The 23,549-nt window shown below is 71.4% G+C and carries 24 protein-coding genes; 11 read left to right on the top strand and 13 right to left on the bottom strand.

Annotated elements, in window-relative coordinates:
* Window positions 1-17: 17 nt before the first annotated feature.
* The 4 genes from EAO72_RS12185 to EAO72_RS12170 form a co-directional block, all read right to left on the bottom strand.
* Entirely contained in the window at window positions 18-1,382 is a 1,365-nt protein-coding gene (locus EAO72_RS12185; protein ID WP_148017307.1) for an NAD(P)/FAD-dependent oxidoreductase, read from the bottom strand.
* A 135-nt stretch (window positions 1,383-1,517) separates the two neighbouring features.
* Entirely contained in the window at window positions 1,518-1,862 is a 345-nt protein-coding gene (locus tag EAO72_RS12180; RefSeq protein WP_148017306.1) for a hypothetical protein, read from the bottom strand.
* Between the two features lie 29 nt (window positions 1,863-1,891).
* Window positions 1,892-3,595, bottom strand: coding sequence for an aa3-type cytochrome oxidase subunit I (gene ctaD, locus EAO72_RS12175; RefSeq protein WP_410090258.1), 1,704 nt, complete (start codon window positions 3,593-3,595; stop codon window positions 1,892-1,894).
* 367 nt (window positions 3,596-3,962) lie between these two features.
* Window positions 3,963-6,185: an NADP-dependent isocitrate dehydrogenase gene (locus tag EAO72_RS12170; RefSeq protein WP_148017304.1), complete on the bottom strand. Its 2,223-nt coding sequence runs from the start codon at window positions 6,183-6,185 to the stop codon at window positions 3,963-3,965.
* A 129-nt stretch (window positions 6,186-6,314) separates the two neighbouring features.
* Between EAO72_RS12170 and EAO72_RS12165 the strand changes: the two genes are divergently transcribed.
* Window positions 6,315-6,824: a tetratricopeptide repeat protein gene (locus tag EAO72_RS12165; protein ID WP_148017303.1), complete on the top strand. Its 510-nt coding sequence runs from the start codon at window positions 6,315-6,317 to the stop codon at window positions 6,822-6,824.
* A gap of 6 nt (window positions 6,825-6,830) precedes the next feature.
* On the opposite strand, the gene EAO72_RS12160 is transcribed toward EAO72_RS12165, so the two are convergent.
* Window positions 6,831-7,862: a glutathione S-transferase family protein gene (locus tag EAO72_RS12160; protein WP_148017302.1), complete on the bottom strand. Its 1,032-nt coding sequence runs from the start codon at window positions 7,860-7,862 to the stop codon at window positions 6,831-6,833.
* Between the two features lie 22 nt (window positions 7,863-7,884).
* Complete coding sequence (locus EAO72_RS12155) at window positions 7,885-9,390, bottom strand: MFS transporter (RefSeq protein WP_148017301.1); 1,506 nt, start codon at window positions 9,388-9,390, stop codon at window positions 7,885-7,887.
* 140 nt (window positions 9,391-9,530) lie between these two features.
* On the opposite strand from EAO72_RS12155, the gene EAO72_RS12150 reads away from it, so the two are divergent.
* Window positions 9,531-9,926: a TOBE domain-containing protein gene (locus EAO72_RS12150; RefSeq protein WP_148017300.1), complete on the top strand. Its 396-nt coding sequence runs from the start codon at window positions 9,531-9,533 to the stop codon at window positions 9,924-9,926.
* 4 nt (window positions 9,927-9,930) lie between these two features.
* On the opposite strand, the gene EAO72_RS12145 is transcribed toward EAO72_RS12150, so the two are convergent.
* Window positions 9,931-11,292, bottom strand: a complete 1,362-nt coding sequence (locus EAO72_RS12145; RefSeq protein ID WP_148017299.1) for an FAD-dependent oxidoreductase — start codon at window positions 11,290-11,292, stop codon at window positions 9,931-9,933.
* 105 nt (window positions 11,293-11,397) lie between these two features.
* On the opposite strand from EAO72_RS12145, the gene EAO72_RS12140 reads away from it, so the two are divergent.
* On the top strand, window positions 11,398-11,763 hold the full coding sequence (locus EAO72_RS12140; protein ID WP_148017298.1) for an ArsR/SmtB family transcription factor: 366 nt from the start codon (window positions 11,398-11,400) through the stop codon (window positions 11,761-11,763).
* Between the two features lie 60 nt (window positions 11,764-11,823).
* Here the strand turns inward: EAO72_RS12140 and arsB are convergent, their stop codons facing one another.
* Together arsB and EAO72_RS12130 are read right to left on the bottom strand one after the other, a co-directional pair.
* Window positions 11,824-12,939 (bottom strand): ACR3 family arsenite efflux transporter, encoded by a 1,116-nt coding sequence (gene arsB / locus EAO72_RS12135; protein ID WP_148017297.1) that lies wholly within the window; start codon window positions 12,937-12,939, stop codon window positions 11,824-11,826.
* Complete coding sequence (locus EAO72_RS12130; protein WP_148017296.1) at window positions 12,936-13,244, bottom strand: ArsR/SmtB family transcription factor; 309 nt, start codon at window positions 13,242-13,244, stop codon at window positions 12,936-12,938. Before EAO72_RS12130 ends, arsB begins: the two co-directional genes overlap by 4 nt.
* 93 nt (window positions 13,245-13,337) lie before the next feature.
* Here EAO72_RS12130 and EAO72_RS12125 point away from each other — a divergent pair, with 93 nt between their 5' ends.
* Window positions 13,338-13,760 (top strand): arsenate reductase ArsC, encoded by a 423-nt coding sequence (locus EAO72_RS12125; RefSeq protein ID WP_148017295.1) that lies wholly within the window; start codon window positions 13,338-13,340, stop codon window positions 13,758-13,760.
* An 11-nt stretch (window positions 13,761-13,771) separates the two neighbouring features.
* Here the strand turns inward: EAO72_RS12125 and EAO72_RS12120 are convergent, their stop codons facing one another.
* The gene (locus tag EAO72_RS12120; RefSeq protein WP_148017294.1) at window positions 13,772-14,317 is read right to left on the bottom strand and encodes a DUF1697 domain-containing protein; all 546 of its coding nucleotides are present in this window, start codon (window positions 14,315-14,317) and stop codon (window positions 13,772-13,774) included.
* Between the two features lie 223 nt (window positions 14,318-14,540).
* Between EAO72_RS12120 and dhaK the strand changes: the two genes are divergently transcribed.
* Genes dhaK through EAO72_RS12100 form a run of 4 tightly spaced genes read left to right on the top strand, consistent with a single transcriptional unit; the run spans window position 14,541 to window position 17,174 of the window.
* Window positions 14,541-15,533: a dihydroxyacetone kinase subunit DhaK gene (dhaK, locus tag EAO72_RS12115; RefSeq protein ID WP_148017293.1), complete on the top strand. Its 993-nt coding sequence runs from the start codon at window positions 14,541-14,543 to the stop codon at window positions 15,531-15,533.
* Window positions 15,534-15,587: 54 nt separating this feature from the next.
* On the top strand, window positions 15,588-16,202 hold the full coding sequence (gene dhaL / locus EAO72_RS12110; RefSeq protein WP_148017292.1) for a dihydroxyacetone kinase subunit DhaL: 615 nt from the start codon (window positions 15,588-15,590) through the stop codon (window positions 16,200-16,202).
* Complete coding sequence (gene dhaM / locus EAO72_RS12105) at window positions 16,199-16,609, top strand: dihydroxyacetone kinase phosphoryl donor subunit DhaM (RefSeq protein WP_148017291.1); 411 nt, start codon at window positions 16,199-16,201, stop codon at window positions 16,607-16,609. The genes dhaL and dhaM overlap by 4 nt, the downstream gene beginning before the upstream one ends.
* 52 nt (window positions 16,610-16,661) lie before the next feature.
* Window positions 16,662-17,174: an NUDIX domain-containing protein gene (locus EAO72_RS12100; RefSeq protein ID WP_148017290.1), complete on the top strand. Its 513-nt coding sequence runs from the start codon at window positions 16,662-16,664 to the stop codon at window positions 17,172-17,174.
* A gap of 41 nt (window positions 17,175-17,215) precedes the next feature.
* Here the strand turns inward: EAO72_RS12100 and abc-f are convergent, their stop codons facing one another.
* A complete protein-coding gene (gene abc-f / locus EAO72_RS12095) occupies window positions 17,216-18,859 on the bottom strand; it encodes a ribosomal protection-like ABC-F family protein (protein ID WP_148017289.1) in 1,644 nt (547 codons plus the stop codon).
* 430 nt (window positions 18,860-19,289) lie between these two features.
* On the opposite strand from abc-f, the gene EAO72_RS42970 reads away from it, so the two are divergent.
* From EAO72_RS42970 to EAO72_RS12080, 3 genes are read left to right on the top strand one after another with little or no spacing between them, the layout of a single operon-like run.
* The gene (locus EAO72_RS42970) at window positions 19,290-20,108 is read left to right on the top strand and encodes a hypothetical protein (RefSeq protein WP_261991438.1); all 819 of its coding nucleotides are present in this window, start codon (window positions 19,290-19,292) and stop codon (window positions 20,106-20,108) included.
* 27 nt (window positions 20,109-20,135) lie between these two features.
* Window positions 20,136-21,293 carry a sensor histidine kinase gene (locus EAO72_RS12085; protein WP_148017288.1) on the top strand — a complete coding sequence of 386 codons (1,158 nt, stop codon included), beginning with the start codon at window positions 20,136-20,138 and terminating at the stop codon, window positions 21,291-21,293.
* Window positions 21,290-22,006, top strand: a complete 717-nt coding sequence (locus EAO72_RS12080; protein WP_148017287.1) for a response regulator — start codon at window positions 21,290-21,292, stop codon at window positions 22,004-22,006. Before EAO72_RS12085 ends, EAO72_RS12080 begins: the two co-directional genes overlap by 4 nt.
* Window positions 22,007-22,019: 13 nt before the next feature.
* Here the strand turns inward: EAO72_RS12080 and EAO72_RS12075 are convergent, their stop codons facing one another.
* Window positions 22,020-22,334, bottom strand: a complete 315-nt coding sequence (locus EAO72_RS12075; RefSeq protein ID WP_148017286.1) for a DUF6191 domain-containing protein — start codon at window positions 22,332-22,334, stop codon at window positions 22,020-22,022.
* Window positions 22,335-22,450: 116 nt separating this feature from the next.
* Window positions 22,451-23,491 (bottom strand): NAD(P)-dependent alcohol dehydrogenase, encoded by a 1,041-nt coding sequence (locus EAO72_RS12070; RefSeq protein WP_148017285.1) that lies wholly within the window; start codon window positions 23,489-23,491, stop codon window positions 22,451-22,453.
* Between the last annotated feature and the right edge of the window lie 58 nt (window positions 23,492-23,549).

Below are 23,549 nucleotides of genomic sequence, written 5' to 3'. Positions count from 1 at the left end.
CGTGCCCCGGCTCCGGCTCACTTGAGCCGGGCGTGCAGCGAGGCGGTGTGCTCGCGGACCTGCTCCGGGGTGAGATAGCTGTCCGTGTACTCGAAGTCCCGCAGGGTCGCGGGCTTGCGCGACTGGAACCCGGTACGGACGAAGTCGTCGCCCGCCGCCGCGTTGATCAGCCAGTTCGCCATGACGCGGGCCTTCGCCACATTGGTCCGCAGCGCCGACCAGTGGTAGCCGCGCGCCACCGCCTGGGCCGTCACCCCGTGCATCTCGATGCCGAGCGGCTTGGACACGGCGTCCTTGCCGCCGAGGTCCACGACGAGTCCGAGGTCCTTGTGGACGTACGGGCGCATCGGCTGGTGCCGGAGTGTGGCGAGCAGGTTGTCGGCGAGCCTGCGGCCCTGACGCATCGCGTGCTGGGCGGTGGGCGGGCAGACCGCGCCGTCGCCCTTGACCAGGTCCGGCACGGCCGCCACGTCCCCGAGGGCGAACATGCCGTCGTAGCCGGGCAGGTTCATCTCTGGGGTCACCGCCAGCCTGCCGCGTACCGTCTCCGCGTCGAAGGTGGTGACGAGCGGGCTCGCGGTGACGCCGGCCGTCCAGATGAGCGTGCGGCAGGGCAGTACCCGGCCGTCGGTGAACGTCACCTTGTCGGCACCCGCCTCGGCGATCGAGACGCCCAGCGACACCTCGATGCCGCGTTCCCGCAGCACCTTCAGCGCGCTCTCGCCCAGCTTGTCGCCCAGTTCGGGCATCAGCTTCGGGGCGATGTCGATCAGATGCCACTTGATCAGCTTCGGGTCGAGCCGGGGGTAGTGCCGCACCGCGCTGCTGGTGAGGCGCTGAAGGCAGGCCGCCGTCTCGGTTCCCGCGTATCCGCCGCCGACCACGACGAACTGCAGCCGTGAGGCCCGCTCCTGCTCGTCGTTGCTGGCGTCCGCGAGGTCGAGCTGGGCGATCACGTGGTCGCGTACGTACGCCGCCTCGGCCAGCGTCTTCATGCCGCGGGCGTTGTCGAGCAGGCCGGGAATGTCGAAGGTGCGGGTGACGCTGCCCGGACTGAGCACGATGTAGTCGTACGGCTCGTAGACGACCTCGTCGGTGATCTTGCGGATGACGCAGACCTTCGCCTTCGGGTCCACTCCGATGGCCCCGCCGGGGATGATGCGGGTGCGGTGCCGGCTGCTCCGTCGCAGTGACAGCGCGACCGACTGCGGGGTGAGGACGCCGGAGGCGACCTGCGGCAACAGGGGCAGATAGAGCTGGTACGAGAACGGCGCGACGAGCACGATGTCCGCTTCGCCCGGGCGGAGCCCGCGCTCCAGACGGCGTACGCACTCGACCCCGGCGAATCCGGCTCCGACAACGAGAATCCTGGGTCGTGCCACAGTGTTCGTCCCTTCTCGGGGTCTGCACGGTCATCCGTTCGCCTGCCCCGTCACACGCGCCCGTCACCTCTCATCTTTACGAGACGGGCGCGAGACCGCCTCCTGAGCGGGCAGAACGGAGGACCCCGGCCCGGTTCATCTGGCCAGGTACGTCCAGGCGGTACAGGCGCCTCCCGCCGTACTCGCGACCACAGCGGCGGCGACGCAGCGGGCCCTGAGCCTGCGATAGCGCTCGCTGTACTCGCCGCGCAGTTCGGCGGCGCGGACCGAGACGCGGACCAGCATCGCCCGCGAGGCGGCGGCCCGGTCCGCCGTGTAGACCCGTTCCACGTCGTCGCGCTGGGCCGTCGTCAGCCACGGAAGCGCGTCCGTGAAGCGACGGGCGCGCCGACGGGCCTCCTCGACCTCGGCGTTCCACAGCAGATAGCCCTCCATCTGGGCCAGTCCGCGGGCGGTGTCCTGGTCACGGTCGGGACCCATGCGCTTCTCCTCTCCGCCGGCCGTCCTGCTCACGCCTGCTTGTCCCCGGGTGCCACCGTCGCGGAGCGGTCGTGGCGGTTGGCGGCATCGTCGAGCTCCCGCACAACCGGGTGGTGCAGGTCGAACGCCGGGGATTCGGAACGGATCCGGGGCAGCGTGACGAAGTTGTGCCGCGGCGGCGGGCAGGAGGTCGCCCACTCCAGCGAACGGCCGTAGCCCCACGGGTCGTCGACCTCGATCTTCTTGCCGTACTTGGCGGTCTTCCACACGTTGTAGAGGAAGGGCAGCATCGACAGGCCGAGCAGGAACGAGGAGATCGTCGAGATCGTGTTCAGCGCGGTGAAACCGTCGCTGGCGAGGTAGTCGGCGTAACGACGGGGCATACCCTCGGCGCCGAGCCAGTGCTGGACCAGGAACGTGCCGTGGAACCCGGCGAACAGGGTCCAGAAGGTGATCTTGCCGAGCCGCTCGTCCAGCATCTTGCCGGTGAACTTCGGCCACCAGAAGTGGAATCCGGCGAACATCGCGAACACCACGGTGCCGAAGACGACGTAGTGGAAGTGCGCGACCACGAAGTACGAGTCCGAGACGTGGAAGTCCATCGGCGGCGAGGCCAGGATGACACCGGTCAGACCACCGAAGAGGAAGGTGATCAGGAAGCCGATCGCCCAGAGCATCGGTGTCTCGAAGGAGAGCGAGCCCTTCCACATCGTGCCGATCCAGTTGAAGAACTTCACTCCGGTGGGCACCGCGATGAGGAACGTCATGAAGGAGAAGAACGGCAGCAGCACGGCGCCGGTGACGAACATGTGGTGCGCCCACACCGTGATCGAGAGGCCGGCGATGGCGATCGTCGCACCGATCAGGCCGATGTAGCCGAAGATCGGTTTGCGGCTGAAGACGGGGATGATCTCCGTGACGATCCCGAAGAACGGGAGCGCGATGATGTACACCTCCGGGTGACCGAAGAACCAGAAGAGGTGCTGCCAGAGCAGCGCGCCGCCGTTGGACGCGTCGAAGACGTGGGCACCGAACTTCCGGTCCGCCTCCAGCACCAGCAGTGCCGCCGCCAGCACCGGGAAGGCCAGCAGGACCAGGACGGCGGTCATCAGGACGTTCCAGACGAAGATCGGCATGCGGAACATCGTCATGCCGGGTGCGCGCATGCAGATGATCGTGGTGATGAAGTTGACCGAGCCGAGGATCGTGCCGAACCCGGAGAAGGCCAGCCCCATGATCCACATGTCGCCGCCGATCCCGGGCGAGCGGACCGCGTCCGTCAGCGGGGAGTAAGCGAACCAGCCGAAGTCCGCCGCACCGTTCGGGGTGAGGAATCCGGCCACCACGATGAGCGAGCCGAAGAGGTAGAGCCAGTACGCGAACATGTTCAGGCGGGGGAACGCCACGTCGGGCGCGCCGATCTGCAGCGGCATGATCCAGTTGGTGAACCCGGCGAACAGCGGCGTCGCGAACATCAGCAGCATGATCGTGCCGTGGATGGTGAACGCCTGGTTGAACTGCTCGTTCGACACCAGCTGGGTGCCGGGACGGGCCAGCTCGGCGCGCATGACGAGCGCGAGCAGACCGCCGACGATGAAGAACGCGAACGAGGTGACCAGGTACAACGAGCCGATCGTCTTGTGGTCGGTGGTGGTCAGCCACTTGATGACGACGTTCCCCGGCTCCTTGCCGTGCACCGGAAGCTCGTTGGCGTACGACTCCTCTTCTTCCATCGGCTCTGCTGTGCCCGTCGTCGTCACAGGGACGCTCCTTCGGTTGTCATCCGCGGGTGGACCGCGCACCCGGTGTGGCGCCGCGCCGGCGGGTCGGCCGAACGGCCCTCCCCGCGCATCGCGCGTGTTTCCGGTTGCAGCAAACCAGCCACGGGCCTCCCGGGGGACGCCCGGCGCCCGCCACGGCGGCACTTTCACTCGTCAGGGCGCCCCCCGGTTCACCACAGGCCCGGCCACGCGCGGGCATCGCCGAAAACAGCTCCGCCCCGGCTCGACGCAAGGTCGGCCGGGGCGGAGCAGCAGTCACCGGGCCTACGGACGGGGGCGAGGATGCGGCGGGCCCCCTGGTCCTTTCGCCCGTGTCACCTCAGGCGAGGCTCGCGATCGCCTGGTTGAACGTGGCCGACGGGCGCATGACGGCTGCTGCCTTGGCCGGGTCGGGCTGGTAGTAGCCGCCGATGTCGGCCGGCTTGCCCTGGACCGCGATCAGCTCGCCGACGATGGTCTGCTCCTGCTCCGCCAGCGTCTCGGCGAGCGGGGCGAACGCGGTGGCGAGGTCCGCGTCGGCGGTCTGCTTCGCCAGCTCCTGGGCCCAGTACAGGGCCAGGTAGAAGTGGCTGCCGCGGTTGTCGATGCCGCCGAGCTTGCGGCTCGGCGACTTGTCCTCGTTCAGGAACGTGGCGGTCGCCCGGTCCAGGGTGTCGGCGAGGACCTGGGCGCGCGCGTTGTCCGTGGTCTGCGCGAGGTGCTCGAAGCTGACCGCGAGGGCGAGGAACTCGCCCAGGCTGTCCCAGCGCAGGTAGTCCTCCTTGACGAGCTGCTGGACGTGCTTGGGCGCGGAGCCGCCGGCGCCCGTCTCGAACAGACCGCCACCGTTCATCAGCGGCACGACGGAGAGCATCTTCGCGCTGGTGCCGAGTTCCAGGATCGGGAACAGGTCGGTGAGGTAGTCACGCAGCACGTTGCCGGTCACCGAGATGGTGTCCTCGCCGCGGCGGATGCGCTCCAGCGAGAAGGCGGTGGCCTTCTCGGGGGTCAGGATCTCGATCTGGAGACCGTCGGTGTCGTGGTCGGCCAGGTAGGTCTTGACCTTGGCGATGAGCTGCGCGTCGTGGGCGCGGTCCTCGTCGAGCCAGAACACGGCCGGGTTGCCGGTCGCGCGGGCGCGGGTGACGGCGAGCTTGACCCAGTCCTGGATCGGCAGGTCCTTGGTCTGGCACATCCGGAAGATGTCGCCGGCGCCCACGGTCTGCTCCAGCACGGCGTTGCCGGCGGCGTCGACGACGCGCACGGTGCCCGTGGCGGGGATCTCGAAGGTCTTGTCGTGGCTGCCGTACTCCTCGGCCTTCTGCGCCATCAGACCGACGTTGGGCACCGAGCCCATGGTCGACGGGTCGAAGGCGCCGTGCGCGCGGCAGTCGTCGATCACGACCTGGTAGACACCGGCGTAGCTGCTGTCCGGCAGGACGGCGAGCGTGTCGGCCTCCTGGCCGTCCGGGCCCCACATGTGGCCGGAGGTGCGGATCATGGCCGGCATGGAGGCGTCGACGATGACGTCGCTGGGGACGTGCAGGTTGGTGATGCCCTTGTCGGAGTCGACCATCGCCAGGGCGGGGCCCTCGGCGAGCTCGGCCTCGAAGGACGCCTTGATCTCGGCGCCGACGTGGGGCACCGAGTCGAGGCCCTTGAGGATCCCGCCGAGGCCGTCGTTCGGGGTGAGGCCGGCCGCGGCCAGGACGTCGCCGTACTTGGCGAAGGTGTTCGGGAAGAACGCGCGGACCACGTGGCCGAAGATGATCGGGTCGGAGACCTTCATCATCGTGGCCTTGAGGTGGACGGAGAACAGCACGTCCTCGGACTTGGCCCGGGCGATCTGCGCGGTGAAGAACTCGCGCAGCGCCGCGACGCGCATGACGGCGGCGTCCACGACCTCGCCCGCGAGGACCGGTACGGACTCGCGCAGCACCGTGGTGGTGCCGTCGTCGCCGACGAGCTCGATGCGCAGCGTGCCGGGCTCGGCGATCACGGCGGACTTCTCGGTGGAACGGAAGTCGTCGACGCCCATGGTGGCGACGTTCGTCTTCGAGTCGGCCGTCCAGGCACCCATGCGGTGCGGGTGCGTCTTGGCGTAGTTCTTGACCGACGCGGGGGCACGGCGGTCGGAGTTGCCCTCACGCAGGACGGGGTTGACCGCGCTGCCCTTGATCTTGTCGTAGCGGGCGCGGACGTCCTTGTCCGCGTCGCTCTTCGGGTCGTCCGGGTAGTCCGGAAGCGCGTAGCCCTGCCCCTGCAGCTCGGCGATCGCGGCCTTCAGCTGCGGGATCGAGGCCGAGACGTTCGGCAGCTTGATGATGTTCGCGCCGGGAGTCGTGGCCAGCGCGCCGAGCTCGGCGAGCGCGTCGTCGATGCGCTGGTTCTCCTGGAGGTGGTCGGGGAAACTGGCGATGATCCGGCCCGCCAGGGAGATGTCACGGCTCTCCACGGTGACCCCGGCCTTCGAGGCATAGGCCTCGACCACGGGCAGGAACGAATACGTCGCCAGGGCCGGGGCCTCGTCGGTGTGTGTATAGATGATGGTCGAGTCAGTCACCCTGTGCTCCGCTCCACGTCTGCAACATTGCTTGACATCAAGATATCTCGTGATCGCCGCCGACTCGACAGGGCCCTGTCCCCCACCCGGTTTTGCGCCACGCCCGTCGGCCTGGCAGCGTGCGACGCCATGAGCGACGACAGCGGTTACGAGACGGTGGACGCGGCCCTGGCACGGGCGGTGCGCCTGCGGAAGGAGAAGACTCCGCGGGCGAACGAGGAGCTGGTGAGGCTGGCGGCGCGCCATCCGCACGATGCCGCCGTCGCCTATCAGACCGCGTGGTCGCACGATTCCCTCGGGCTCGAGGCCCGGGCCGTGCCCTTCTACGAGCGCGCGCTGCACGGCGCCGGGCTCGCGGCACAGGACCGCCACGGGGCGTTCCTCGGTCTCGGCAGCACATTGCGGGTGCTGGGCCGGTACGGGGAGGCACGTCAGGTGCTCGGCCGGGGGCTGGAGGAGTTCGCGCAGGACGCCGCCCTGCTGACGTTCCTGGCCATGACGCTGTACAACCTGGGCGAAGCCCGCGAGGCCGTACGGACACTGCTCCTGGTCTCGGCCGCCACCAGTGAGGATCCGCAGGTCCGGGCCTACCGTCCGGCGATCGAGTACTACGCCGACCGCCTGGACGACACGGAGTAGGTCCGCTCAGGGCCGGTGCCGCGGGGGCACCCGTTCGCCCGCCGGCACCGGACCGGGCGGGGTGCCGTCGCCGAACGGGCGGCCGCCGAGCTGCTCACGGTGGTGCGGGGTGAGGAACCCGGACAGGTCGGGCCCGGCGGGCACGATGCCGGTGGGGTTGATGCCGGTGTGGACCCGGTAATAGTGCTGCTTGATGTGGTGGAAGTCGACGGTGTCCCCGAATCCGGGAGTCTGGTAGAGGTCCCGCAGGTAGGCCCACAGGACCGGGTCCTCGGCCAGTTTCGAGCGGTTGCACTTGAAGTGACCGTGGTAGACGGCGTCGAAGCGCACCAGCGTGGTGAAGAGGCGGATGTCGGCCTCCGTGATCGTGTCGCCGACGAGGTAGCGCCGGTCCGCCAGTCGCTGCGACACCTGGTCCAGGCGGCGGAAGAGTGCCTCGTAGGCGCCCTCGTACGTACTCTGGCCGTCGGCGAACCCGGCCCGGTACACGCCGTTGTTGATGTCGCGGTAGATCCCGTCCATCACCTCGTCGATCTCCTCGCGCAACGGCTCCGGGTAGAGGTCGGGTGCTCCGGGGCGGTGCAGGGCGGTCCATTCGGTGGCGAGGTCCAGGGTGATCTGCTGGTAGTCGTTGGTGACGAGCCTGCCACTGGGCACGTCGACGATCGCGGGGACGCTGACGCCGCCGGGGTAACCGCGCTCCCTCGCGTCGTACGCCTCGCTCAGATAGCGGATGCCGAGCACCGGGTCCCGGCCGTCCGGGTCCAGCGTGAAGCGCCAGCTGCGGTCGTCCTGCAGCGGGTCGGCGACCGCGAGCGAGAGGGCGCTCTCCAGGCCCAGCAGCCTGCGGGAGACCAGGGCGCGGCTCGCCCACGGGCAGGCGCGGCTGACGACGAGGCGGTAGCGGTCCGCCTCGACGGGCCAGCCGTCCCGCCCGTSGGCGGTGATGCGGTCGGCGAAATGGCTGCGGGACCGTTTGAAGGGCTTGTGTCCGTACGAACGGTTGCCGTCCTGTGCCGTGCCGTCGGGGTCGTTCATCGCGTCTCCTTTGTGGTTCCGCTCAGTGGTCGGCCGATGAGGGTGCGGACTGCCGTGTACGGTCCCTTCCCCGCCGGACCCCGCCCACATCGGCCAGCGCCACGACGAGTCCGGCGAGCACGAAGGCGACGGAGACGATGAGCCCGTGGTCGTAGGCGGTGGACCAGGCCGCGGAGCCCACCTGGGCGAAGAACACCGAGCCCACCGCGGCGATCCCGATGGCGGAGCCGACGCGCTGGCCGGTCTGCAGGGTGCCGCCGGCGCTTCCTGCCGTGGCGACCGGCACCTGCGACAGGGTCAGGGTCTGGTTGGGCGCGATGACCAGACCGCTGCCCAGTCCGGCCAGGAGCAGCGGGGCGGCCATGGCCCATCCCGCTCCTCTGCCGGGCACCAGGTGGACGGCGAGCGCGGTGGCGGCCAGTCCCACCGCGACGGTGGCCATGCCCAGGACGACCAGGGGACGCCCGTACCGCCCGACGAGCCTGCCTCCTGGGCTCGCTGCGACGGCGGAGCCGAGGGCGAACGGAGTGATCGCCAGGCCCGCCTGCAGGGCGGTGTAGTGCAGGCCGCTCTGCAGGTAGAGCGTGGTGATGAAGAAGATCGAGGTGAAGCCGGCGAAGTACAGCAGGATCAGCAGGCAGCCCAGCCAGTAGGAGCGGACGCGGAAGAGCCTGAGGTCGATGACCGGCTGGGTGCCGCGGCGCCCGCAGCGGGACTCCCAGCCGACGAACGCGGCGAGCAGCACGGCGGCGACCACCAGGAGCAGCCACTTCCCGTTGCCCGGCCACTGATGGGCCTGGACGAACGGCAGCAGCAGAGCCAGCACGCCCGCGCCCAGCAGCAGGATCCCGAGGGGGTCGAGGTCCCGCAGCCGGACCGGGCCCGCGGAAGGCGTGTCCGGCAGAAGCCGCCGCGCCAGCAGGAGGCAGACGAAGCCGAGCGGCAGGTTGACGTAGAACACCCAGCGCCAGCCCTCCTCGGCCCCGGCCGCCTGGATGAGCAGTCCGCCCAGCAGCGGGCCGACGGCAGTGGAGATGCCGACCACGGTGCCGAACATGCCGAAGGCCCTCCCGCGTTCCCGCCCGGAGAACATCTGCTGGATGAGGGCGGAGATCTGCGGCGAGAGGAGACCGCCCGCCAGCCCCTGGACCAGTCGGGCGATCACCAGCCAGACGCTGGACTGGGCGGCCCCGCAGGCCGCGGACGACAGGGTGAAGAGCACCAGCCCCGCCATGAAGACCTCGCGCCGCCCACGGGCGTCCCCCAGACGCCCGGCGGGAATCAGGAAGAGGCCGAAGGCGAGCGCGTACCCGGAGAGCACCCACTGCAGGTCGGACTCGGGGGTGTGCAGCCCTTCCCGGATGGAAGGCAGGGCCACATTGACGATGGACACGTCCAGAAGGGTCATGAAGCCCGCGACCAGACAGACCGCGAGCGCCCGCCACCGTCTGGGGTCGGGGGTGTCCGCACCGGCGGCGGAACCCGCATCCCGGCCCGCAGAACCCCGGTACCCCGCACTCTCTGCCATGGCTCGCACCCTAGGGCGCACGCGCCGATTCCTCACCCCGGCAGAGCCACCCGGCCCACTGGCACAGTTCGGACTTCGCATCCCCGAAACCGGCACATTACGCTTGCACTTGCAATCTTATTGGCTCTAAAGTGCCGCATATGCAGACCTATACCATCGGGCAGGCCGCCCGCCTCCTGGGCGTCAGCCCGGACACCGCGCGGCGCTGGGCGGATGCCGGCCGTGTCGCCACCCACCGCGAGGAGGGCGGTCGCCGCCTCATCGACGGCCGCGACCTGGCCGCGTTCTCCGTGGAGGTCGCGCAGAACGGCACGGGCGATGAGGAGGTCTCGTACACCTCCGCACGCAATGCCTTCCCGGGCATCGTCACCGCGGTCAAGCTCGGGGATGTGGCGGCACAGGTGGAGATCCAGGCCGGTCCGCACCGGCTCGTGTCGCTGCTGACCCGGGAAGCCGTCGAGGAACTCGGCCTGGAGGTCGGGATGACGGCGACCGCGCGTGTGAAGTCGACCAGCGTGCACATCGACCGCACCTGAGCCGTCACCCCCGCCTGTCCGTTGCGGTGGGGCCGGCGATCTGCATCAGAGCCGGAGCGGGAGCGGCACAGCAGCCTGCGTCATCGGCCTGCCCCGCGGCGGGTTCGTCGAAGAGGCCGGCGCCGCCGCACACCCCGGTCTCGGGGAGGGTGAGCTCGACGCGGTCGGCGGCTTCGGTGTCACCGGCGAGGGCGGCCGCGACGGAGCGGACCTGCTCGTAGCCGGTCGTGGCGAGGAAGGTGGGGGCGCGTCCGTAGGACTTCATGCCGACCAGGTAGACGCCCTGTTCGGGGTGGGAGAGCTCGCGGTGGCCGTGCGGGTAGACGGTGCCGCAGGAGTGCTGGTTCGGGTCGATGAGCGGGGCGAGCTCCACCGGCGCCTGGAGGCGCTCGTCGAGGGCGAGGCGGAGTTCGGACAGGAAGGACAGGTCGGGGCGCAGGCCCGTCAGGACGATGACCTCGTCCACCGGGTCCAGACGCCGGCCGTCCTCACCGACAAGCACCAGCCGGCCGTCGGCGGCGGGCTCGACGGCCTCGGTACGGAAGCCGGTGACGGCGTCGGCGTATCCGTCGTCGACGGCGGCCTTGGCGGCCAGGCCCAGGGCGCCACGGGCGGGAAGCTGGTCGGCGGAGCCGCCGCCGAAGGTGGAGCCGCTGATGCCGCGGCGCAGGATCCACACGGAGTGGGTACCCGGCGCGTCCGTCGCCACGTCGGCGAGGGCGGCCAGGGCGGTGAACGCCGAGGCCCCGGAGCCGATGACGGCGGTGCGCTTTCCGGCGTACCGGGCGCGGACGGCGGGGTCCTTGAGGTCGGGGACGCGGTACGAGATGCGGGCGGAGGCGGCGTGCTCGCCCAGGGCGGGCAGTCCGTCGGCGCCGATCGGGCTCGGGGTGGACCAGGTGCCGGACGCGTCGATCACGGCCCGGGCCAGGATGCGCTCCTCGGTGCCGTCGGCGCGTGTGATGCGGAGGGTGAAGGGCTGCCGCTCGCGGTCGGCGTCGACGATCCGGTCGCGGCCGAGGCGGGAGACGCCGGTGACGGTGGTGCCGTAGCGGACCTTGTCGCCGAGGACGCCGGCGAGGGGCTGGAGGTACTGCTCGACCCAGTCGCCGCCGGTGGGGTAGGTATCCGCGTCGGGCCGAGTCCAGCCGGTGGGCGCCAGGAGCTTCTCGGCTGCCGGGTCGGTCAGTTCGCCCCAGGTCGAGAACAGCCGCACATGTGACCAGCCGCGCACCGCCGTCGCGGCACGCGGACCGGCCTCCAGGACCAGCGGTTCGATGGCGCGCCCGACGAGATGGGCGGCGGCCGCCAGCCCGGCGGGGCCGGCGCCGATGACGACGACCGGAAGCTCTGCGGTGATGGTCATGGCGGTGATGTCCTCCAGGACGAGCGGCCACTCACGGGCCACTGATTCGATCGCTGTCTATATCCGAAGCTTGCACCCGGTATCGACGAGTGTCAACATAGACGTATGTCGAATTCAGGGATGGTGGAGCTGCCGGTGCCGGCCACCGGAACGGTCGTGCCATGCTGCCCGCCGATCACCTCGGGGGAGCTGTCACCGGGCGACGCCGAGCGGATGGCCGTGATGTTCAAGGCGCTGTCGGACCCGGTGCGACTGCGCCTGTTCTCGAAGGTCGCGTCCCATGCGGGCGGCGAGGCGTGCGTGTGCGACATCTCCGATGTCGGCGTCTCGCAGCCGACCGTCTCCCATCACCTGAAGAAGCTGCGCGAGGCCGGCCTGCTGACCTCGGAACGGCGCGGCACCTGGGTGTACTACCAGGTCGCCCCGTCCGTCGTGGCGGCGATGTCCGCCATGCTCGACCTGCGCACCTGACGGCGTGCGGATGCCCTGCCCGCCCCGCACGTGCGGGGCGGGCAGGGCATCCGCACGCCGTCAGCCCTCCCGGCCCGGGGTGACGGGCGCGGCGAACCTGTTGCGCCAGGCCAGCGCGACGTACACCAGCCCGATCAGCACCGGAACCTCGATCAGCGGGCCGACGACACCCGACAGCGCCTGGCCGGAGGTGACACCGAAGGTGGCGACGGCGACGGCGATGGCGAGCTCGAAGTTGTTGCCCGCCGCGGTGAACGCCAGGGTCGCGGTGCGGTCGTAGGCCAGCCCGAGGGCCTTGCCGAGCGCGAACGTGCCGAAGAACATGATCGCGAAGTAGACGAGCAGGGGCAGTGCGATGCGTACGACGTCCAGCGGCTGCGAGGTGATCGTCTTCCCCTGGAGCGCGAAGAGGACGACGATCGTGAACAGCAGCCCGTACAGGGCCCAGGGGCCGATCCTCGGCAGGAACGCCGACTCGTACGACGTCCGGCCCATCCGCTTCTCACCGATGCGGCGGGTGAGGAAGCCGGCGAGCAGCGGGACGCCGAGGAAGACGACGACGTTGAGAGCGATGTGCCAGACGGGCACGTCGAGGCCCTGTCCGTCGCCGAGGCCCAGCCACCGCGGCAGCAGGTCGAGGTAGAACCAGCCGAGCGCGCCGAACGCGATCACCTGGAACACGGAGTTCAGCGCGACCAGCACGGCCGCGGCCTCACGGTCACCGCAGGCGAGGTCGTTCCAGATGATGACCATGGCGATACAGCGGGCGAGACCGACGATGATCAGACCGGTGCGGTACTCGGGCAGGTCGGGCAGGAAGGTCCACGCGAGGGCGAACATCACCGCAGGACCGATGACCCAGTTGACGACCAGCGAGGACACCATGAGCTTCCGGTCGCCGGTGACGGCGTCGAGGCGGTCGTAGCGGACCTTGGCCAGCACCGGATACATCATGACCAGCAGGCCGAGCGCGATCGGCAGGGAGATCCCGCCTGCCTCGACCTTCGCCAGGGCACCACCCATCCCGGGTACGGCCCGCCCCAGGCCCAGCCCGCCGGCCATGGCCAGCAGGATCCACACCGCGAGGAAGCGGTCGAGGGTGGAGAGCTTGCGGACGACGGACCCGCCCTCCGTCCCGGGGCCGGCCACGGGGGCGGAGTATTCGGTGGGAGTCACGGGCAAGACCTCTTGTTGACGGTCGCCGTACGGGCCGAGGCGGCCAGCGCCGCGAACTGTCCGGAGAGACCGGCGAGGACGTCGGGGCGCAGCTTGTAGTAGGTGAAGCGGCCGCACGGCTCGGTCTCCACCACACCGGCCTCACGCAAGACCTTCATGTGGTTGGAGAGGTTGGTCTGCTTCGCGCCGGTCTCCTCGACCAGATGCGTCGTACAGAGCGTCTCGCGCGCCAGCAGGGTCACGATCCGGAGGCGGAGCGGATCGCTCAGCGCCCGCATCAGATCAGCATCAACTGAAGTCAGCATGCACTGATACTCTCACGTCATCGTCCGCTGATACCAGCGGGGACTGATTCGCCGACGGCCCGTTCCGTCATGCGTCGAGGGAGCACGAACACCATGGCCGAGCCCGGCGGCAAGCCGTCCGTCCTGTTCGTCTGCGTGCACAACGCGGGCCGTTCCCAGATGGCGGCGGCCTGGCTGACCCATCTGGCCGGGGACCGGATCGAGGTCCGCTCCGCCGGTTCGGCCCCGGGCGCCCACGTCAACCCCGCCGCCGTCGAGGCGATGGCGGAGGCCGGTATCGACATCTCCGCCGAGACGCCGAAGATCCTGACGGCCGACACGGTCCGGGAGTCCGACGTCTGCGTCACCATGGGCTGCGGCGACACCTGTCCCGTCTTCCCCGGCAAGCGATACCTCGACTGGCAACTGGACGACCCGGCCGGTCAGGGGGTCGAGGCCGTGCGCCTCGTCCGCGACGAGATCAGGACGCTCGTCGAGGGTCTGATCGCCGAGCTCGCCCCGGACGCCAGGGCCTGACGTCCCGTCCGTCAGACCGCGCCCTTCTTCGCCGCGGCAAGGATCTTCACCACGGTGTGGAAGAAGCGCGTCGTCGCGTCATGACCCAGAACGCGCTCCTGGAAGCCCTTCGCGGCGGGCGCCTTGCCGTTGATCAGGTACCAGACGACGAAGGCGTCGGACCCGCTGGTGCCGATGATCTCCATGTCCTTCTTCGGGGAGAGCATCGGCAGGGAGAGCTCCGGATCGATCCGCTCGGTCGTGAACACCACGCAGCAGCGCAGCTCGTCGGTGACCGTGACCGTCTTGAACGGGTCAAGCGCGATCAGCGCCTCCAGTTCCGGCACCGTACGCAGACAGACCGCGACCTCGTAGCCGAGTTCCTGGGTCAGCCGCTCACGGACGCGCGCACCGAGCACGGCCCGGTCCGTCTCGTCGGACTCGAAGAAGACGTTCCCGCTCTGGATGTAGCTGCGTACGGAGCCGAACCCCATCTCCGTGAACAGACCGCGCAGATACTCCATCTTCACCGAGCGGCCCGGCACGTTCATTCCGCGCAGGAACGCGATGTACAGCAATCAGATCACCTGTCCGCATGAAGATGTCCGCCGGAGCACGGGAACCACGGCCGCGCCCGACAGCGTAGCCCCCGCACCGTTCGACGGCGGGGCGGCAGGTCCGCGGGCTGCGGCGGACTCTTCGGCGGACCTCGCGCAGGAGCGGGCGGCGGGGTTCTTCGCACGGGGGCTCCGGCGTCCTACGGTGGTGGTCCAGCGTCGACATCCTTCCTGGGAGATTCCGTTGCGCATGCTGATCAACGTGCCTGAGACCGTGGTCGCCGACGGGCTGCGCGGCATGGCCGCCGCCCATCCCGAACTGACCGTGGACGTCGAGAACCGTGTCGTCGTACGCCGCGACGCGCCCGTGGCCGGACAGGTCGCCCTGGTCTCCGGTGGCGGGTCCGGTCATGAACCGCTCCACGCCGGCTTCGTCGGCCCCGGCATGCTCTCGGCCGCCTGCCCCGGCGAGGTGTTCACCTCACCGGTCCCGGATCAGATGGTGCGGGCAGCCGCCGCCGTCGACAGCGGCGCGGGCGTGCTGTTCGTCGTGAAGAACTACACCGGCGACGTGCTCAACTTCGAGATGGCCGCCGAACTCGCCGACGAGGAAGGCGTACAGGTCGCCCAGGTGCTCGTCAATGACGATGTGGCGGTGACCGACAGCCTCTTCACGGCCGGGCGCCGGGGCACGGGAGCGACCCTGTTCGTCGAGAAGATCGCCGGGGCCGCGGCGGAGGAGGGCGCGCCGCTGGACCGGGTGGCGGCCCTCGCGCGGCAGGTCAACGAGGCGTCGCGGAGCTTCGGCGTGGCGCTGAGCTCGGTCACCACGCCCGCCAAGGGCTCCCCCACCTTCGATCTCCCGCCCGGCGAACTCGAACTCGGGGTGGGGATCCACGGCGAGCCGGGACGGGAGCGGCGCCCGATGATGACGTCGCGGGAGATCGCCGACTTCGCGGTCGACGCGGTGCTGGAGGACCTGCGGCCGCGGGGTCCGGTCATCGCGCTCGTCAACGGGATGGGCGCGACACCGCTGCTGGAGCTGTACGGATTCAACGCCGAGGTGCAGCGGGTGCTCTCCGAGCGCGGCGTGGTGGTGGCCCGTACTCTCGTGGGGAACTATGTGACCTCGCTCGACATGGCGGGCTGTTCGGTGACGCTCTGCCAGGTCGACGAGGAGCTGGTACGGCTCTGGGACGCGCCGGTGCAGACACCCGCACTGCGCTGGGGCCGCTGACCCGACCGGCCCCTCGCGGGGACGCCGATTCATCCGACGCACCGAGGAGCGCATGTGCTCGACGCCGAATTCTTCCACCGCTGGATGTCCACGACCGCTGCCTCCGTCGACCGTGAGGCAGCCCGTCTGACCGAGCTCGACTCCGCGATCGGGGACGCCGACCACGGCAGCAATCTGCAGCGCGGCTTCACCGCGGTCTCGGCCGCCCTGGACAAGGAGCCGCCGCAGACCCCTGGCGCCGTACTGATGCTGGCCGGGCGGCAGTTGATCTCGACCGTCGGTGGCGCCTCGGGACCCCTGTACGGGACATTGCTGAGGCGTACGGGAAAGGCGCTGGGTGACGCGCCCGCCGTCACCGCCGGGGAGCTGGCGCGCGCGCTCGGAGAGGGCGTGGCGGCGGTGGCCCAGCTGGGCGGGGCGCAGGCCGATGACAAGACGATGCTCGACGCGCTGCTGCCTGCCGCCGAGGCGCTCGCGACGTCGTTCGAGGCGGGAGCGGACGCGGCGCGGGAGGGCGCGCTGGCGACCGTACCCCTGCAGGCGCGCAAGGGCCGGGCCAGCTACCTGGGTGAGCGGAGCATCGGGCACCAGGATCCGGGGGCCACGTCGGCCGCGTTGCTGATCGCCGCGCTCGCGGAGACGGCCGCCGTGGCGGGAGGCGACGCGTGAGCGCGGACCAGCAGGTCGGGATCGTGCTGGTGTCCCACAGCCGCGCGGTGGCGGAGGCCGTCGCCGACCTGGCGAGAGGACTCGCGGCCGGCGGTGCCACCGCGCCGGTGGCCGCAGCCGGCGGCACACCCGCGGGCGGGCTCGGGACCAGCGCGGAGCTCATCGCGGAGGCGGCCCGGTCCGTGGACGGCGGCGCGGGGGTCGCGGTCCTCGTCGACCTGGGCAGTGCCGTGCTGACGGTGAAGGCGATGCTGGCCGAGGGCGACGAACTCCCGGACGGGGCACGCCTGGTGGACGCGCCGTTCGTGGAGGGGGCGGTGGCCGCCGTGGTCACCGCGTCGGCCGGCGGCGACCTGGACGCGGTGGCGGCCGCGGCCTCCGAGGCGTACGGCTACCGCAAGGTCTAGGGACGGCCTGTCATCCGGGTGTTCATCGGCCGCCGTGCCCACACTTGACGGCATGACACCCCGTGATCCCGGCAGACGCAGTGCCGGCCTCCTCCTGTTCCGCCACCGTGGCACCGGCTTCGAAATCCTCATCGGGCACATGGGCGGGCCGTTCTGGGCACGCCGGGAGAGTGCGGCCTGGTCGGTGCCCAAGGGTGAGTACGGCCCCGATGAGGGAGCGGAGGCGGCGGCCYGGCGCGAGTTCCAGGAGGAGTTCGGGCACCCGGTGCCGGACGGCGTATGGCTGTCGCTGGGTGAATCGCGCCAGGCCGGCGGCAAGACCGTGACGGTGTGGGCCGTGGAGGGCGACCTCGATCCGGCGGCGGCGGTCCCGGGGACGTTCACGATGGAGTGGCCCCGGGGCTCGGGGGTGCGGCGGGAGTTCCCGGAGGTCGACCGGTTCGCCTGGTGTACGCCGGAGACGGCGGCCGAGCGGCTGGTCAAGGGGCAACGGATCTTCGTGGACCGGCTGCGGGACCTTCTTGCGGCCGGACACGGCCCCGCCGCGCCCGACGACGAGGCCTGAAAGGACCGTATCGGCCGGCCCCGCCGTCGTGCGTGGCCGTGTCAGGAGCGGGCGACGGGCCGGCCGGCGTGGAGCTCCAGCCGGTCGCCCGTGAAGCGGCTCCGGAAGCTGCGGTCGTGCGAGACGACCACGACGGCTCCCTCGTACGCGGCCAGCGCGGCCTCCAGCTCCTCGACCAGGGCCAGGGCGATGTGGTTGGTCGGCTCGTCCAGCACCAGCAGGTCGGCGGGGCGGGTGACCAGCCGGGCCAGCGCCAGCCTGCGCTGCTGACCGACGGAGAGCGCGGACACCGGGACGGTCAGGTCCTCCGCACGGAAGAGACCGAGCGCGAGGAGCAGGTCGGTGTACTCGTCCGCATGACCGGGCCGCCCTGCCGCGAACGTGGCCAGCAGGGTGCGGCGGGTCGGCCGGGCGGGAAGTTCCTGGGGAAGGTAGCCGATCCGGGCCCGGCGGCGCACCGTGCCCGAGTCGGGGGCGAGGTCACCTGCGAGGACCCTGAGCAGAGTCGACTTCCCGGCCCCGTTGGGTCCCGTGACGAGCAGACGCTGCCCGCTGTCCACCCGCAGCTCGGGCACGTCCAGCCGGTCGCCCACCGCCACGGAAGCGAGCTCCACCAGCGGCCCGGGGCGCCGGTCGCCGTCGGAGGCCAGAGTCAGTCCGGCGGAGAACCGCAGCGGCTTGGGCGGTGCCGGTACAGGCTCCCTGCGCAGCCCTTCCAGCCGGGTTCGCGCCGCTCTGACCTGCCCGGACAACTTCGCCTCGTGCGAGCGGCGGTGCTTGCCCCAGCCCTCCCCCGGGTCCTTGCCGGTGGCGGCGAGCCGTTGTCCCGCCGCGTCCACGAGTTCTTCGGTACGGGCCAGTTCGTCCAGCCACTCCTGGTGGTCCTGCGCCCAGCGGCGGCGTGCGGCGGCCCTTGCCGTGCGGTAGCCGTCCCAGCCGTCGCCGTACCGGACGACGCTGCGCAGATCACGGTCGACCTCGACGATGACGGTGGTGGTCCGTTCCAGGAACGCGCGGTCGTGGGTGATCACGACGAGGGTGCCGCGGTGGGCGCGCAGTTGGTCCTCCAGCCAGGTGACGGCCCGGAGGTCGAGGTGGTTGGTCGGTTCGTCGAGGAGCAGCAGCTCGGGACCGGACGCCAGGACACAGGCGAGCGCGAGCCTGGACTGTTCGCCTCCGGAGAGGCTGCCGAGTGTGCGCTCACGGGTGAGATGTCCGAGTCCGAGGCCGTGCAGCGCGGCCCGGGTCCGGGCGTCGGCCCGGTATCCGTCACGCTCCTCGTACTCCGTCAGCAGGTCCCCGTACACGGCCAGTTGCGCGTCGTCGGCGCCGCCGGGGGCGGCGAGTGCCGCTTCGGCGGCGCGGATCCGCCGCTCCAGCGCGCGCAGTTCGTGGAGCGCCGCGTCGACGGCGTCCTGGACCGTACGGGTGGGGTCGAGGTCCAGCGTCTGGGAGAGGTAGCCGGTGCCGCCGTGGAAGCGGACGGTGATCTCGCCGCTGTCGGGCGTCTCGGCACCGGCGATCAGCCGCAGGAGGGTCGACTTCCCGGATCCGTTCTCGCCGATGACACCGACGTGGTCGCCGGGGCGGACGGTGAGCGAGACCTGATCGAGGACGGCGCGGTCTCCGTAGGCCTTGGAGACGTCCTTGAGGGTCAGCTGGGCGCGGTCGTACGGGAGGGGCATGGTGGTGGTTCCTTGGGGTTCGCGTGCCTCGCCGGCCCGGGACGGGGCGCGACGGGCGAGGGCTTCCGGACGGGCCGAGGAGAGGGCGGCGCGCGGCTGCCCGGGCGTCACGAGGTGACGGCCCGGCGGAGTGCGGCGGCTGCCCTGGCCGGAGTCAGCGGAAGAAGTAGTACGAACCCATGAGGTGAGTGTAACGGGGGTGGCGCGGGGCGCTCCAGATGTCCTGGACGGCGCGGGGGCCTCCAGGTGTCCGGGGTGGCGCGGGCCTTCTCAGGTCTGATGTGGCGTCGAGCGCGGCGGCGCCCGGCTCGGCTGCGTGCGGCCCGGCGGCGCCCGGCGGCGCCCGGCGGACCGTCATACCCAGGTCTGACGTGAGATTCCGGGCCCTGGTCCGATGCCGCGGGCCGGGTACACGGGAGATCGTCGGGACATGACCTCCTCCTCCCGGCCCGCCGCCCCGGGTTCCGTGCCCCGCCGCCCGTCCTCGTCCACGGTGAAGCCGTCCGCCGCCCTCGCCCCGTCCGCCGGGATGTTGCCGGTGGAACGCGCGGACGCGTTCCCGGGCCGCTGGGCGGGCGGCGTCGCGATGATCCTCGGCCCGACGCTGATGCTGTGCGGGGCTCTGCTGCGTGTCCGCTCCGACTTCTTCTATCCCGCGCAGCTGACGGCGTACGAGCGGCACCCCGGACTGATGGCCACCTCGTACGCCCTCTTCGCCGCCGGCAATCTGCTGCTCTGGCCCGCCGTGGCCGTGCTCGCGGCCCGGATCGGGGCGCGTACCCCCGGCTGGGGGCTGTGGGGCGGGGTGCTCACGCTGTCCGGGCTGTTCGCCCGGGCGTTCCACGCCGGGGCGGACCACATGGCCTTCCGGCTGGCGGACGCCGAAGGTGCCGCGGCCGCCACCCGGACCGTCTCCGAGACGTATGGCGCGTTCCAGATCTTCTCCGCGCTGAACCTCGCCGTCCTGGCCGGCTGGCTCGTCCTGGCGCTCGGCGCCTGGCGCACCCGGGTGTTCGGTCCGATCCGTGCCCTCGCTCTCGCCCTGATGGCCGCCCTCCCCCTGGGCGTGCTGAAGGGCACCACCCCGCTGTCCTTGGTGGCGCTGACGGGACTGACGGCCGCTCTGCTGCCGACCGGCGTCGGCCTCCTGCGCGAGGGGCCGCGGCCCGGGCGGGCCGCGGTGCTGCGCTGGGTGCCGCTGTCCCTGATCGCCCTTGCGCTGCTGGTCGTTCTGGGTCAGGCGGGCTGAGTGGCCCGGGACCGCTACGGTCGTGCCATGGAACGGACGGCCGGCCGGCACCTCTACGCCCTCGACCTCGCCGCGGCGCTGGCGCTGACCGCGGTCTATGCCGGATTCGCGGGCCTGACGGCGGCCGACGGGGAGCCGGCGTACGACAGCCCGGCCTGGCTCGGGTGGTTGGTCGCGGCAGCCGTCGGTCTGCCCGTCGCCGTGCGCCGGCGCCTGCCCATCACTGTCCTCGGTGTCGTCCTCGCGGCCCTGACCGCCGCCTCGGCCCTCGACCTGACCCGTGAGCCGTATGCCGCGGCGGGGCTGGCCGCCTACGCCGTGGGCCTGTCCGTGGCCCCCCGTCGCTCTGTGGCCGCGCTCGCCGTCGCAACTCCGGTGGCGGCCGGTGGTGTGTATCTGGGTGAGGCGGTGATCACTCCGGCCGGCGACGGGCAGGACGCGCTGGGGGTGGCCGCACTCGTGCTGTCGGCCATCGGTGGAGCCTGGGCCGCCGGCTTCGCCGTCCGTTCCCGCAGGGCCGAGAGACAACGGGAGGAGCGCCGCAGGGCCGAGCGCGTACGGGACCGGGAGCGGCTGCACATCGCCCGCGAGATGCACGACATCGTGTCGCACCACCTCGGCCTGATCGCCGTCAGGGCCGGCGTCGCCGCGCATGTGGCGGAAGCCGATCCCCTGGAGGCCCGGACCGCACTCCGGGCCATAGAGGAGACGAGCCGGGCCGCGCTGACGCAGATGCGCCGCACGCTCGGCGTGCTGCGCACGGAGAGCGCCCCGCTGGACCCGGTGCCAGGGCTCAGCGGTCTGCACCGGCTGGCGGAGGAGGCACGGCGGGCGGGGGTCTCGGTGGACCTGACCGTGCGCGGCGCGGAGCGGCTGGCGGACGGTCCGCAGCTCACGGTGTACCGGATCGTCCAGGAGAGTCTCACCAACGTGGTCAGGCACGCCGGCCCCACACAGTGCCGGGTCGCGGTCGACGCGGACGCCACGGCCGTGCGGATCGACGTGGTCGACGAGGGCCGCCCGGACGGSTCCGKGCCCGTCGCCGGGGAGCTGCCCGGCGGACACGGTCTGGCCGGGATGCGGGAGCGGGCACTCATGTACGGCGGGAGCGTCAAGGCAGGTCCCCTGCCGGAGGGCGGCTTCTCGGTGTCCGTACGTCTTCCCCTCGCGCCGGAGTCGGCATGACCGGGCCGGCCGACGCGCCCGCCGCACCGGACGGGCCCGGACCCGTCCGCGTCCTGGTCGCCGACGATCAGGCCATGGTCCGCGGCAGCTTCCGCATCCTGGTCGACCACACCCCCGGCCTGAGGGCCGTGGGCGAAGCCGCGGACGGATCCGAGGCGGTCGACCTCGCTCGCCGCGAGCAGCCGGACGTCGTCCTGATGGACATCCGGATGCCCGGCCTCGACGGCATCGAGGCCACTCGCCGGATCTGCTCCGACCCGGCCACGGCCGGCGTCCGGGTGCTCATCCTGACCACCTTCGATCTGGACGAGTACGTCTACGGCGCCCTGCGCGCGGGTGCGGCGGGCTTCCTCCTCAAGGACACGCCGCCGCCGGAGGTCCTCAGGGCCATCTCCGTCGTCGCCGCCGGCGACTCCCTGCTGGCTCCCTCCGTCACCCGCCGGCTGATCTCCGAGTTCGCCCGCCGGCCGGAACCGGGCCGGCCGCCCGCCCGAACGCTCGACGGCGTCACCGATCGCGAGCTGGAGGTCCTCGGTCTGGTCGCCCGCGGCCTGTCCAACACCGAACTGGCGGAGCATCTGTGCCTGAGCCTGGCCACGGTCAAGACGCACATCGGGAGGCTGCTGGCGAAGCTCCGGGCGCGTGACCGTGCGCAGCTGGTGATCGTGGCCTACGAGACCGGTCTGGTGGGCGGATATCCGCCCGGCCCTTGAGCGGGCCCGCGCGTCACCGCCGGCGGAGGCGGATGACGGCGAGGCCGCCGTCGAGGTCGACGGTGGAGCGGTGCGGCGGGGCGCCGTCCTCCTCGTCGTCGCGCAGCAGCAGCGCGCTCTGGCGCTCCTTGAGCTCGCTCTGCTTGCCGGGTGAGAACGTCGCGTGCAGTTGCTCGAACCCGGTCGCCGATACCTGGCCCTGTCGGGCGCTGTTGCGCCACGGCAGGAGACCGGCGCGTCCTGCCCGGAGCATCAGCTGGTCCAGCAGGGCGAGCACGGTCAGACCGATGACCAGTACGGGCAGCGTCATCAGGGCGGCGAATTCCATACGGGCAGTATCCCGCCGCCCGGTGCGGTGCGCATCGGTCGCGGGTATGACGATGCGGGCCGGCGCACGGTGTGCGATGGCCCGCAGGGTCATACCGGAAGGGCAGCCGGTGCCGGTCAGCCGTGGGGAAGGATGACCGCCCGGCCGTTGATCCGGCCGTCGTGCAGCCGCTCGTACGCCAGCGGCGCCTCGTCCAGGGAGTACGTCTCGACGTGGACCTTCACCGCGCCCGCGTGGGCCAGGTCGAGGACTTCGGCCAGCTCGGAGCGGGATCCCCAGTAGGGGGCGGTCACCGTCGTGCTGAACGGCAGGGAACCGAAGCCCACCGGCAGGCTTCCGCCGCCGATGCCGACGATGGTGACGTCGGAGTCGATGGAGGCGCAGGCTCCGGCCGTGGCGACGGTCGGGGGGGCTCCGACGAAGTCGAGGACGACCTGGGCGCCGATGCCGCCGGTCAGTTCGCGGATCCGGGCCGCGGCGTGCTCGTCGGACAGGACGGTCTCGTGTGCGCCGACCTCGCGGGCCAGGGCGAGCTTGTCGTCCGTGACGTCGAGGGCGATGACCCGGACCGCCGTCATGGCGCGCAGGAGCTGGATGGCGACGTGACCGAGGCCGCCGGTACCGATGACGACGGCGGTAGCGCCGGGCACGAGCTTCGGCAGGGAGCGCTTGATCGCGTGGTACGGGGTGAGGCCGGCGTCGGTGAGCGGTACGGCCTGCACGGGGTCGAGGTCACCGAGCGGGACCAGATGGCGCGGGTCGTCGACGATCATGTACTCGGCCATGGCACCGGGCGAGCCGAGCCCGGGCGGGTTGATGCCGAGTTCCGCGGCCCGCAGGCAGTAGTTCTCCTTGCCTTCCGCGCACTTGACGCACGTGCCGCAGCCCCACGGGCCGTAGACGGCCACGGACTCGCCGACCGTGAGACCGCTGACGCCGTCGCCGAGGGCGGCGACGGTGCCGACGCCCTCGTGGCCCAGGGTGAGCGGCAGCGGGTAGGGGAACTGGTCGGCGGGCCAGCTCATCACCGCGATGTCCGAGTGGCAGACGCCTGCCGCGGTGACCTTCAGCAGCACCTGTCCGGGGCCGGGTTCCGGGTCGGGGACGGTGACGACTTCGGGTGCGGCGCCGACTTCGCGGTACTGAACGGCTTTCATGGGGTCCTCCTTGACCTCTCCTGCTCCATTTCTCGCCCCCCTGTCCCCCGACCGCCAC

Source organism: Streptomyces sp. OR43 (assembly GCF_008042275.1).
In the GTDB taxonomy this organism is placed as follows: Bacteria; Actinomycetota; Actinomycetes; order Streptomycetales; family Streptomycetaceae; genus Streptomyces.
The sequence above is the reverse complement of the archived record's forward strand: the minus strand, read 5'-3'. Positions and strand labels throughout refer to the sequence as shown.